This is a genomic window from Enterobacter cloacae complex sp. IR5403 (assembly GCF_049238705.1).
Classification (GTDB): domain Bacteria; phylum Pseudomonadota; class Gammaproteobacteria; order Enterobacterales; family Enterobacteriaceae; genus Enterobacter; species Enterobacter hormaechei_C.
In genome coordinates this window covers 42,441-54,586 of record NZ_JBMKHP010000004.1, presented here as the reverse complement: position 1 = coordinate 54,586, position 12,146 = coordinate 42,441, and the positions used below count along the sequence as shown (strand labels likewise).

11 protein-coding genes and 1 other RNA gene are annotated in these 12,146 nt (G+C 57.7%); 7 read left to right on the top strand and 5 right to left on the bottom strand.

Annotated features, from left to right (window positions below):
- Window positions 1–138 precede the first annotated feature (138 nt).
- The 4 genes from rnpB to garL all read right to left on the bottom strand — a co-directional run bounded on the left by rnpB (window position 139) and on the right by garL (window position 3,432).
- Window positions 139–515: RNase P RNA component class A (rnpB, locus tag ACOTW6_RS07415), an RNA gene on the bottom strand.
- 32 nt (window positions 516–547) lie between these two features.
- Complete coding sequence (gene garK, locus ACOTW6_RS07410; RefSeq protein ID WP_421766238.1) at window positions 548–1,693, bottom strand: glycerate 2-kinase; 1,146 nt, start codon at window positions 1,691–1,693, stop codon at window positions 548–550.
- A gap of 56 nt (window positions 1,694–1,749) precedes the next feature.
- Complete coding sequence (gene garR, locus ACOTW6_RS07405; RefSeq protein ID WP_017382435.1) at window positions 1,750–2,640, bottom strand: 2-hydroxy-3-oxopropionate reductase; 891 nt, start codon at window positions 2,638–2,640, stop codon at window positions 1,750–1,752.
- A gap of 21 nt (window positions 2,641–2,661) precedes the next feature.
- Window positions 2,662–3,432: a 2-dehydro-3-deoxyglucarate aldolase gene (gene garL, locus ACOTW6_RS07400; RefSeq protein WP_032669109.1), complete on the bottom strand. Its 771-nt coding sequence runs from the start codon at window positions 3,430–3,432 to the stop codon at window positions 2,662–2,664.
- 367 nt (window positions 3,433–3,799) lie between these two features.
- Between garL and garD the strand changes: the two genes are divergently transcribed.
- Window positions 3,800–5,371, top strand: coding sequence for a galactarate dehydratase (gene garD / locus ACOTW6_RS07395; RefSeq protein ID WP_047051217.1), 1,572 nt, complete (start codon window positions 3,800–3,802; stop codon window positions 5,369–5,371).
- 541 nt (window positions 5,372–5,912) lie between these two features.
- Here garD and ACOTW6_RS07390 read toward each other — a convergent pair.
- On the bottom strand, window positions 5,913–6,716 hold the full coding sequence (locus tag ACOTW6_RS07390; RefSeq protein WP_015571958.1) for a DeoR family transcriptional regulator: 804 nt from the start codon (window positions 6,714–6,716) through the stop codon (window positions 5,913–5,915).
- Between the two features lie 239 nt (window positions 6,717–6,955).
- Between ACOTW6_RS07390 and kbaZ the strand changes: the two genes are divergently transcribed.
- The 6 genes from kbaZ to nagA are packed head-to-tail and all read left to right on the top strand — an operon-like array spanning window position 6,956 to window position 11,996.
- Complete coding sequence (gene kbaZ, locus ACOTW6_RS07385; RefSeq protein ID WP_062933404.1) at window positions 6,956–8,263, top strand: tagatose-bisphosphate aldolase subunit KbaZ; 1,308 nt, start codon at window positions 6,956–6,958, stop codon at window positions 8,261–8,263.
- Window positions 8,264–8,282: 19 nt separating this feature from the next.
- Entirely contained in the window at window positions 8,283–8,756 is a 474-nt protein-coding gene (agaV, locus tag ACOTW6_RS07380; protein ID WP_003861728.1) for a PTS N-acetylgalactosamine transporter subunit IIB, read from the top strand.
- A 10-nt stretch (window positions 8,757–8,766) separates the two neighbouring features.
- Window positions 8,767–9,546, top strand: coding sequence for a PTS N-acetylgalactosamine transporter subunit IIC (gene agaW, locus ACOTW6_RS07375; RefSeq protein ID WP_003861730.1), 780 nt, complete (start codon window positions 8,767–8,769; stop codon window positions 9,544–9,546).
- Complete coding sequence (gene agaE / locus ACOTW6_RS07370) at window positions 9,536–10,414, top strand: PTS N-acetylgalactosamine transporter subunit IID (protein WP_017693933.1); 879 nt, start codon at window positions 9,536–9,538, stop codon at window positions 10,412–10,414. Before agaW ends, agaE begins: the two co-directional genes overlap by 11 nt.
- Before the next feature lie 17 nt (window positions 10,415–10,431).
- Window positions 10,432–10,866, top strand: coding sequence for a PTS galactosamine/N-acetylgalactosamine transporter subunit IIA (gene agaF / locus ACOTW6_RS07365; RefSeq protein WP_017382441.1), 435 nt, complete (start codon window positions 10,432–10,434; stop codon window positions 10,864–10,866).
- Window positions 10,863–11,996, top strand: coding sequence for an N-acetylglucosamine-6-phosphate deacetylase (gene nagA / locus ACOTW6_RS07360; RefSeq protein WP_121478547.1), 1,134 nt, complete (start codon window positions 10,863–10,865; stop codon window positions 11,994–11,996). The genes agaF and nagA overlap by 4 nt, the downstream gene beginning before the upstream one ends.
- Window positions 11,997–12,146 lie beyond the last annotated feature (150 nt).

Here is a 12,146-nt window from a genome sequence, read left to right as displayed (position 1 = left end):
GAAAGGAACGGATATCCGGACAGACAGTGAAATGTGCTTAGCGTCGCAAAATTGAGAATTGATGTCGTTTGGCGCTTCGCTTACCCGGCCTGCAACCTTCAGAAAGCAAAAACCCCGCCGAAGCGGGGTTTCGTAAGAAGTTGAAGCTGACCGATAAGCCGGGTTCTGTCGTGGACAGTCATTCATCTAGGCCAGCAATCGCTCACTGGCTCAAGCAGCCTACCCGGGTTCAGTACGGGCCGTACCATGTGAACCCCTATTTGGCCTTGCTCCGGGTGGAGTTTACCGTGCCACGGACTGTTACCAGCCGCGCGGTGCGCTCTTACCGCACCCTTTCACCCTTACCTGATCCCGCTTGCGCGGGCCATCGGCGGTTTGCTCTCTGTTGCACTGGTCGTGGGTTTCCCCCCCAGGCGTTACCTGGCACCCTGCCCTGTGGAGCCCGGACTTTCCTCCCCTCCGCCCGTCTCCCCCGAAAGGGACGACGACGAAGCGGCGACTGTCTGGTCAGCTTCGGCGCGCAGTATAGAGGGTTTGCGCGCCGCTGTCACCCCTGGCTACGCATGCCTACCTGCAATGTGGCCGCGATATTCCGCGAGGCGCGGTAAATGTTGTCATACGCTCCCTGGAACGCCTCTTCCAGTGAACCGATGCGTGTCAGTACGCTGAACACCGCGTCGATGCCGTGCTGATGCACCACACCCACATCCTGCGTCAGACTTCCGGCAATCCCGATCACCGGCTTATGGTATTTTTTGGCGACGCTCGCCACACCGACGGGCACTTTGCCATTAATGCTCTGGCTGTCGATGCTCCCTTCCCCCGTCAGCACCCACGTGCAGTCGTGAATATGTTCTTCAAGATTGAGCGCCTGAGTGACAATCTCGATGCCGCTTTTCAGCTCAGCGCCCAGGAAGGCCATCAGCGCCGCGCCCATGCCGCCCGCGGCGCCAGCCCCCGGAACCCGGTTGACGTCAATGCGCAGCGATTTTTTGATCACCCCGGCGTAGTGGCTAAGATTGGCGTCGAGTTCGAGGATCATCTCCTCCGTGGCGCCTTTTTGCGGGCCAAAGATACGCGACGCGCCGCTTTCACCCACCAGCGGATTCGTCACGTCACAGGCGACGCGGATTACGCATCCCTGAAGACGCGGATCGAGATCGGAAATATCAATCCGGTTAAGCGCCATCAGGCTGCCGCCGCCGTAGCCGATCTCCGTCCCGTTCGCATCCGTAAACCTCGCGCCCAGCGCCTGCATCATACCCGCGCCCCCATCGTTGGTTGCGCTCCCGCCGATACCGATAATGATGTTGCGCGCGCCTTTATCCAGCGCGCTGAGGATCAGCTCCCCCGTCCCGCGCGACGTCGTGACCAGCGGGTTACGCTGCGCGGGAGGAACAAGCACCAGGCCGCTGGCGGCGGCCATCTCGATAAACGCGGTGGTACCGTCGCCCGAGATCCCCCAACTGGCCTTCACCTTTTCCCCTAACGGGCCGGTGACGACAGCCTGCTGCCAGGTGCCCTGCGTCGCAGCGATCATCGCTTCAACCGTACCTTCTCCGCCGTCAGCAACGGGAACAGACACGTAATGAGCGTCGGGGAAAATTTCCCGAAATCCTTTTTCTATCGCCTGCGCCACCTCGGTGGCAGACAGGCTTTCTTTATAAGAGTCTGGCGCGATTACGATTTTCATAGTTGTATGCCTGAGCCGTAGGCCCGGTAAGCGTAACGCCACCGGGCGGGACGTCATTAGCGAGCAATTTCAACCTTCGCCAGTTTTTCGTAATAGCACGCTAACGCGCTGTGATCGGCGGTGCCCAGACCGTCCGCACGCAGCGCCTGCATCATCTCCATGACGGCGGCAGTCAGCGGCAGCTGCGCGCCCACGCCGTGGGAGGTATCCAGCGCATTCGCCAGATCCTTAATGTGCAGATCGATGCGGAAGCCCGGCCTGAAGTTACGATCCATCACCATCGGCGCCTTGGCATCCAGCACGGTGCTGCCCGCCAGACCACCGCGAATGGCCTGATAGACCAGATCCGGATTGACGCCCGCTTTGGTGGCCAGCGTCAGCGCTTCGGACATGGCCGCGATGTTCAACGCCACAATCACCTGGTTTGCCAGCTTGGTGACGTTGCCTGCGCCAATTTCACCGGTGTGCACCACGGAGCCAGCCATGGCTTTCATCAGGTCGTAGTATTTGTCGAACACGGCTTTATCGCCCCCGACCATCACCGACAGGGTGCCGTCGATGGCTTTCGGTTCGCCGCCGCTGACCGGCGCATCCAGCATCTCCACGCCCTTCGCTTTCAGCGCTTCGCTGATTTCGCGGCTTGCCAGCGGTGCGATAGAACTCATGTCGATCACCACCAGACCCGGCTTCGCGCCGTCGATAATGCCGTTCTCACCCAGCGCCACCTCTTTCACGTGCGGGGAGTTTGGCAGCATGGTGATAATCACGTCGCACTGCTCAGCAATCGCTTTTGCGGTTGTCGCCGTTTCTGCGCCAGCCGCAATCACCTCTGCCACCGCGTCTGAATTACGATCTAAAACCACCAGTGAGTAACCTGCTTTGATGAGGTTTTTGCTCATTGGTTTGCCCATGATACCCAGGCCAATAAAACCCACTTTCAGCGTCATAATCTGTTTCCTCAATGATGGTTATTTTTTAAAAGCGTCCGCTAATTTCTGCGTGGCGGCGCGGAATACGCCGAGGTCGCTGCCGACGGCAACAAACGTTGCGCCCCACTCCAGGTAGCGGCGGGCATCGGCTTCCACTGGCGCCAGAATGCCGCACGGTTTACCGTGCGCTTTGGCACGGGCAAAAATGTGCTGAATTGCGCGCTGCACGTCCGGATGGCTGGCGTTACCCAGATGACCAAAGGCGGCCGCCAGATCGCTCGGGCCGACGAAAATGCCGTCTACTCCCTCCGTCGCGGCAATGGCGTCGACGTTATCGACCCCCTGCTGGCTCTCGATCTGAACCAGAATGGTGATGTTCTTGTTGGACTGGGCGAAATAGTCCGGCACGGTGCCAAACATGTTGGCGCGGTGCGAGACGGAGACGCCGCGGATCCCTTCCGGTGGATAGCGGGTCGCCGCCACGGCCAGCACCGCTTCTTCTTCCGTTTCAACAAACGGGATCAGGAAGTTGTAGAAGCCGATATCCAGCAGTCGCTTGATGATCACCGGCTCGTTGGTGGGCACACGCACCACCGGCGCGCTGTGGCTGCCTTTCAGCGCCATCAGCTGCGGAATAAACGTGCTGATATCGTTTGGCGCATGTTCGCCGTCCAGCACCAGCCAGTCGAACCCGGCCAGGCCCAGCACTTCGGTGCTGATGGGGTTGGCCAGCGCAGACCAGCAGCCAATCTGAATCTGGTGCGCCGCAAGGGCCGCTTTAAATTTATTCGGGAAGATATCGTTACTCATTACTTATACCTTTTTTAATTCCGCAGTTTTAGCCAGTAGCTTTTCTTATTTATTCCGACTCAGCGTCAGCGTTATATTTATTTTCCTGACTGAATTTTGGCGTTATAAAATCGTCATTCAGTATAATCGCCACCACCCGGCAGTACATTGTTTCAATGCTCAATTATCCAACGGGAGCAGCACGCTATTTTGAGCATATGCCCAATGCAGTGGGCGCTGATGCACAGAATCAACGATTAGTGGTTCGGGAGCGATCGCGATCACATTCTCACCTTTCCTCTCCTGACATTCTTTATTTCCTCAATAAGAAACAATTAACCATCTGGCTATATTTAGTATCAGATATTTTGCTGGAGAAGAGTGAACAATGGCCGATATTGAAATTCGACAGGCGTCGCCGACGGCGTTCTATATAAAAGTGCACGATACCGATAACGTGGCGATTATTGTCAACGACAATGGCTTAAAAGCTGGCACCCGCTTTCCGGATGGCCTGGAGCTGATTGAGCACATTCCGCAGGGGCATAAAGTCGCACTGGTCGATATTCCGGCGCAGGGCGAAATCGTGCGCTACGGCGAAGTCATCGGCTATGCGGTGCGCGCTATCCCGCAGGGTAGCTGGATTGAGGAGTCGCTGGTTGAGCTGCCCACCGCCCCTCCGCTGGAGTCGTTGCCGCTGGCTACCCGCGTCCCTGAGCCGATGCCTCCGCTGGAGGGTTATACCTTCGAGGGTTACCGCAACGCGGATGGCAGCGTGGGCACCAAAAACCTGCTAGGCATCACCACCAGCGTGCATTGCGTGGCGGGCGTAGTGGATTACGTGGTGAAAATTATTGAGCGCGATCTGCTGCCGAAATACCCCAACGTTGACGGCGTGGTGGGTCTTAACCATCTGTACGGCTGCGGCGTGGCGATCAACGCACCCGCAGCGGTCGTGCCGATCCGCACGATTCACAATATCGCCCTTAACCCAAACTTTGGCGGTGAGGTCATGGTGATTGGCCTCGGCTGTGAAAAATTGCAGCCAGAACGCCTGTTGCAGGGTACGGAGGATGTGAAAGCCATTCCGGTTGACGATGCCAGTATTGTGCGTCTTCAGGATGAACACCATGTCGGCTTCAGATCGATGGTCGACGACATTTTACAGGTGGCAGAGCGCCATCTCGAGAAGCTGAACAAACGCCAGCGTGAAACCTGCCCGGCCTCTGAACTGGTCGTTGGGACACAGTGTGGCGGCAGCGATGCGTTTTCCGGCGTCACCGCTAACCCGGCGGTCGGTTATGCCTCCGATCTGTTCGTGCGCTGCGGCGCCACGGTGATGTTCTCTGAAGTCACCGAAGTGCGTGATGCTATCCACCTGCTCACGCCGCGCGCCGTCAACGAAGAGGTGGGCAAACGCCTGCTGGAGGAGATGGCCTGGTACGATAACTATCTCGACATGGGCAAAACGGACCGCAGCGCCAACCCGTCTCCGGGTAACAAGAAAGGCGGCCTGGCGAACGTGGTGGAAAAGGCCCTCGGGTCAATTGCCAAATCCGGCCAGAGCGCGATTGTGGAAGTGCTCTCACCTGGCCAGCGACCAACCAAACGCGGCCTGATCTACGCGGCAACGCCTGCCAGTGATTTCGTGTGCGGCACCCAGCAGGTGGCATCCGGCATTACGGTACAGGTCTTTACCACCGGGCGCGGCACGCCGTACGGCCTGATGGCGGTACCGGTGATCAAAATGGCGACCCGCACCGAGCTGGCAAACCGCTGGTATGACTTAATGGATATCAACGCGGGCACCATCGCCACCGGGGAAGAGAGTATTGAAGAGGTGGGCTGGAAGCTGTTCCACTTCATTCTGGATGTGGCAAGCGGGCGGAAGAAAACCTTCTCCGATCAATGGGGATTGCATAACTCGCTGGCGGTGTTTAACCCGGCGCCGGTGACCTGATGGCCCCTCATCCTGCCTTCTCCCCACCAGGGAGAGGGTAAAAAACCGCAACGAGCAGTCCCCTCTCCCCTATGGAGCTGAGGGTTCCCCACAAAATAATGCCTGCACAGACGGCCCCCTCTCCCTTGAGGGAGAGGGCTGGGGTGAGGGGGAACATACGGCTCTGGTGGTCATTCCGTTCACTTTATGTTCCTTGCTACTCTGTCACGACATGACCGGTGAACGTACCAGGGTGGCTCAGTCGCCACCACCCTGGCGACCCGGGCTTCCGGCGGTAAATCGCCGCTTCGCGGTGCCTTCGGCTTATTCCTTCCGGCTTATCGGGGACGGGCGGAGGTAACATCCCTGTAAAGCCCGCCCTCTCGGCGCATCCCTGCGCCTCGCCCCGGCCTACAGAAAACGCCTCAGCGATTTACAGCCGGACCGAGGCATCGCTGAAAGCCCTCAGTTATTCTGAGGCAACGTTATCGCTTTTGCTTTCAAATTACTGGGGAACCCTCTCCCTATGGGGAGAGGGTTAGGGTGAGGGGGAAAAGCCCCTTTAGACCAGCACCACATCGATCCCGCTTTTGCGTAATCCTTCCAGGCTTTCCGCCGGAATGCCTTCATCAACGATAATCATGTCGATCCGCTGGGTATCAATGATTTTATGCAGGCTTGAACGGTTAAACTTGCTGGAGTCAGTGACCACGATAATACGCTCCGCCACTTCGCACATTTTGCGGTTCAGACGGGCTTCATCCTCGTTATGCGTACTCACCCCCCGGTCGAGATCGATGGCATCGACGCCCAGGAACAGCAGGTCAAAATGGTAATTCTGTAAGGACTGCTCCGCCTGGTCGCCGTAGAAGGACTGCGACTGACGGCGCAAATGCCCGCCGGTCATCAGCAGCTCTACGCCCTCCGCTTCCAGCAGCGCGTTTGCCACATTCATCCCGTTGGTCATGGCAATGACATCGGTGTGCTGGCGCAGCATGCGGGCAATTTCAAAGGTCGTGGTGCCGGAATCCAGAATAATGCGATGACCCGGCTTCACCAGTTCAGCCGCCGCCTGCGCGATGCTGCGCTTCACTGCCGTATTAAGGGAACTTTTGTCCTCAACGGACGGCTCCACGCCGGGGGCATTGCCTTCGCAAATCAGCGCGCCGCCGTAAGCGCGAACGGCAATCCCCTGCTTTTCCAGAAAGGCCAGATCGTTACGGATCGTCACCGTCGACACGCCGTATAAAAGAGAAAGATCGTTAACCTGCACGCTTCCCTGCGCCCGCAACCGCTGAATGATCTGCTCTCGCCTTTCACTGGTGCCGGTGATGCGCTTCTCTGCGGATGAATCGGTGCTGCTCATACGAGCTCCTTAGTAAATACACTTTCGTTTCATTTCGTTTTGCTTATTAACGCCTTTCTTTTGAGGGAATGCAAGCCCTGTATGGTGGGCAGACGCAAGCTTAACTGCCGCTGAAACCTTTCATTATGTTTCTTTTGTGAAACAGATCGGAAAACTATTATCTTTCGTTTTATTTTTACCCCACCATAATGCAGTATCAAATGAAACAAAACGAAAGATGAATGCCAACACCATCCGAAATGGAGAGGAAAGTGAAACATCTGACAGAAATGGTGGAACAACATAAACGGGGGAATACAAACGGGATTTATGCCGTCTGTTCCGCACATCCACTGGTACTTGAAGCTGCACTACGCTACGCCCATTCACAACAGACGCCTCTGCTGATTGAAGCCACCTCAAACCAGGTGGATCAGTTTGGCGGTTATACCGGTATGACGCCCGCCGATTTTTATGGGTTTGTCTGCAAGCTGGCGGGATCTCTCGGTTTCCCCACCTCGCAGCTGATCCTTGGCGGCGATCATTTAGGTCCAAACCGCTGGCAAAATCTGCCGGGTTCGCAGGCGATGGCGAACGCCGACGATCTGATCAGAAGCTACGTGGCGGCCGGGTTTAAAAAAATTCACCTCGATTGCAGCATGTCCTGCGAAGACGACCCGGTTCCGTTAACCGATGCAATTGTTGCCGGGCGTGCCGCTCGGCTGGCTAAAATTGCCGAAACCACCTGTCTCGAGCAATTTGGCGTAGCCGATCTGGTCTACGTTATCGGCACGGAAGTTCCGGTTCCCGGTGGGGCACACGAGACGCTGACCGAGCTTGAGGTCACCACGCCAGAGGCGGCACGCGCCACGCTTGAGGCACACCGCCACGCATTCGAGAAGGAAGGGTTAAGCGACATCTGGCCGCGCATTATTGGCCTGGTGGTTCAGCCTGGCGTTGAGTTCGACCATGCGCACGTTTGTGACTATCAACCGCATAAAGCCGTCGCGCTGAGCGAGATGGTTGAAGCCTACGACACACTTGTATTTGAAGCACACTCTACCGATTACCAGACGCCGCAGGCGCTGCGCCAGTTGGTGAAAGATCACTTCGCCATTCTGAAAGTCGGCCCTGCGCTAACCTTCGCGCTGCGCGAAGCGCTGTTCTCACTGGCAGCAATTGAAGAAGAGCTGCTGCCGGCAAAAGCCTGCTCAGGGCTGCGTCACGTCCTGGAAAACGTGATGCTCGATCGCCCGGAATACTGGCAAAGCCACTATCACGGCGACGGCAATGCACGTCGCCTGGCGCGCGGTTACAGCTATTCCGACCGCGTGCGCTATTACTGGCCAGACAGCCAGATTGACGACGCCTTTGAGCGGCTGGTACGCAACCTGGCGGATGAACCGATCCCGCTGCCGCTGATCAGCCAGTATCTGCCGTTGCAGTACAGCAAAGTTCGCGATGGCGCTCTCAGGTCCACACCACGGGAACTCATCCTCGACCACATTCAGGACATACTCCAGCAGTACCATGCCGCCTGCGAAGGCGTAACGACTCAACACGCATAATTAAAAAGAGGAAAACGCTATGCCAAACATTGTCTTATGCCGCATTGATGAACGCCTGATCCACGGTCAGGTGGGCGTACAGTGGGTAGGGTTTGCGGGGGCGAACCTGGTGCTGGTGGCAAATGACGAGGTTGCAGACGATCCGGTTCAGCAAAATCTGATGGAGATGGTGCTGGCGGAAGGCATCGCCGTGCGTTTCTGGTCCCTGCAAAAAGTGATCGACAACATTCATCGCGCCGCCGACCGGCAGAAAATCCTGCTGGTCTGTAAAACACCGGCTGATTTTTTAACGCTGGTCGAGGGCGGCGTGCCCATCACCCGTATAAACGTCGGAAATATGCATTACGCCAGTGGCAAACAGCAAATTGCCAAAACGGTATCTGTAGACGCGAACGATATCGCCGCGTTTAACGGCCTGAAGGCGGCCGGAGTGGAATGCTTCGTTCAGGGCGTTCCAACAGAGACTGCTTTGGATCTCTTTAAACTGCTCTGAGGGATTCACAATGGAAATCAGTCTGTTGCAGGCTTTCGCGCTGGGGCTTCTCGCCTTTATAGCGGGCCTGGATATGTTTAACGGCTTAACACACATGCACCGCCCGGTTGTACTCGGGCCACTGGTTGGCCTGATTCTGGGCGATCTGCACACCGGAATTCTGACCGGCGGTACGTTAGAACTGGTCTGGATGGGACTCGCGCCGCTGGCGGGCGCGCAGCCGCCAAACGTGATTATCGGCACCATCGTTGGCACCACATTTGCCATTACCACAGGCGTGAAGCCGGATGTCGCCGTTGGGGTCGCCGTGCCGTTTGCCGTGGCGGTTCAGATGGGGATCACGTTCCTCTTCTCGGTGATGTCCGGCGTGATGTCCCGCTGCGATCGCATGGCGGCTAACGCAGACACCCGTGGTATTGAACGAGTCAACTATCTGGCACTGCTGGCGCTCGGCGTCTTCTACTTCCTGTGTGCGTTTCTGCCCATCTACTTCGGGGCTGAACATGCGAAAACCGCCATTGACGTGCTGCCGGAACGTCTGATCGACGGTCTCGGCGTCGCGGGCGGCATCATGCCAGCGATCGGCTTCGCCGTGCTGCTGAAGATCATGATGAAAAACGTTTACATCCCTTACTTCATTATCGGCTTTGTCGCCGCGGCCTGGCTGAAACTCCCGGTGCTGGCGATTGCCGCGGCTGCGCTGGCGATGGCGCTGATCGACCTGCTGCGCAAATCGCCTGAACCCACGGCGCCTGCGGCCCAGAAAGAGGAATTTGAAGATGGCATCTAATCACACCACCCTGCCGGGCGTGTCTGAAAGTGAAGAGACACTGCTGACCGGCGTGAATGAAAACGTCTACGAAGACCAGAGTATTGGCGCTGAGCTAACGAAAAAGGATATTAACCGTGTCGCCTGGCGTTCCATGCTGCTACAGGCCTCGTTTAACTACGAGCGTATGCAGGCCTCCGGCTGGCTGTATGGGCTACTGCCCGCGCTGAAAAAGATCCACACCAATAAGCGGGACCTGGCGCGCGCCATGAAAGGCCATATGGGTTTCTTTAACACCCACCCGTTCCTGGTGACCTTCGTCATCGGCATTATTCTGGCAATGGAGCGTTCCAAGCAGGATGTGAACAGCATCCAGAGCACTAAAATTGCCGTCGGCGCACCGCTCGGTGGCATTGGTGACGCCATGTTCTGGCTGACCCTGCTGCCCATCTGCGGGGGAATTGGCGCCAGCCTTGCGCTACAGGGCTCCATTCTTGGCGCGGTGGTCTTTATCGTGCTGTTTAACGTGGTGCATCTCGGCCTGCGTTTTGGTCTGGCGCACTATGCGTACCGAATGGGTGTCGCCGCGATCCCGCTGATCAAGGCCAACACCAAAAAGGTTGGTCATGCTGCGTCCATTGTCGGGATGACAGTGATCGGCGCGCTGGTCGCTACCTACGTGCGCCTGAATACCACACTCGAGATTAAAGCCGGGGATGCGGTCGTCAAACTGCAAACCGATGTGATCGACAAACTGATGCCCGCCTTTCTGCCGCTGGTCTACACCCTGACCATGTTCTGGCTGGTACGCCGTGGCTGGAGCCCGCTGCGCCTGATTGGTATCACCGTGGTGCTGGGCGTTGTCGGTAAATTCTGTCACTTCCTGTAATAAGCAAAGAGGTTGCGATGTTAGGCATTATTTTGACGGGTCACGGCGGTTTTGCCAGCGGGCTGGAACAGGCGATGAAGCAAATCCTCGGCGAACAGCCGCAGTTTATCGCCATCGATTTTCCGGAAAGCTCCACCACTGCGCGGCTGACCGCGCAGCTTGAGCAGGCAGTGAATGAACTGGATGCAGAGCACGATATCGTGTTTCTCACCGATCTTCTCGGCGGTACGCCGTTTCGTGTGGCCTCTACCCTCGCGATGCAGCGCCCCGGCAGCGAAGTGATCACCGGCACCAATCTCCAGCTTTTGCTGGAGATGGTTCTGGAGCGCGACGGGTTAAGCAGTGAAGCCTTTCGTTTGCAGGCGCTGGAGTGCGGCCATCGCGGCCTGACCAGCCTGGTGGATGAACTTGCACGCTGTCGCGAGGAAGCGCCCGCCGAGGAAGGGATATGAGCCAGCTGCTGCGCGCGCGTCGTCTGCTTACCGGGCAGGGCTGGCTGGAAGACCATCAGCTGCGTATGGATAGAGGCGTCATCACCGCCATCGAGCCGATTCCGGCAGGGGTTAACACCCGTGAGGCAGACCTGCTTTGCCCGGCATACATTGATATCCACGTCCACGGCGGCGCGGGTGTGGATGTGATGGATGATGCGCCCGACGTGCTGGACCGGTTAGCCATGCACAAAGCGCGTGAAGGCGTGGGGGCGTTTCTGCCTACCACCGTCACCGCTCCGCTGGAGACGATCCATGGCGCGTTACGGCGCATTGCCCGGCGCTGTCATGCCGGTGGCCCCGGCGCGCAGATCCTGGGCAGCTATCTGGAAGGCCCGTACTTTACGCCGCAGAACAAAGGGGCGCACCCGCCAGAACTGTTTCGCGAACTGGATCTCGCGGAACTTGATGAGCTGATTGCGGTTTCGCAGAACACGCTGCGGGTGGTGGCGCTTGCTCCGGAAAAAGTGGACGCCCTGAAGGCGATCCATCACCTCAAGCAAAAAGGGATACGCGTCATGCTGGGCCACAGCGCCGCTACATACGCGCAAACCCTGGCCGCATTTGATGCAGGCGCAGCCGGGCTGGTGCACTGCTACAACGGCATGACGGGGTTACACCACCGGGAGCCGGGCATGGTTGGCGCCGGGCTTACGGACCCACGCGCGTGGCTGGAGCTTATTGCCGACGGGCATCACGTTCATCCTGGAGCCATGCGGCTGTGTTGTTGCTGCGCGAAGGATCGTACGGTGCTGATTACCGATGCCATGCAGGCAGCGGGTATGCCTGATGGTCGCTATACGTTGTGTGGTGAAAATGTCGGGATGCAGGGCGGCGTTGTCCGCACGGCCTCAGGCGGGCTGGCGGGCAGCACGCTCGCGCTGGATGCCGCCGTGCGAAATATGGTGGAGCATGCGGGGGTCGCCCCAGAAAACGCTATCCATATGGCCTCGCTGCATCCCGCCCGTCTGCTCGGTATGGATCACCTGCTGGGAACGTTAGCGCCAGGCAAACGCGCCAATATTATTGCGCTGGATGCGGGTTTACACCTCCGGCAGATCTGGATCCAGGGTCAGGCTCGTTCCCTGTAGCCCTTTCACAGTGTGCCCTGTTGGCCTTACGGAAGACGATCGTAAGGCCTTTCTTTTCCTTTCCTTGATTTTCGCCTTTCCTTTCGCGATCACACTTTTCGTTTTATTTCTTTTTCGCCATTGAACTTTCGATTTCTTTTCTATAGATTT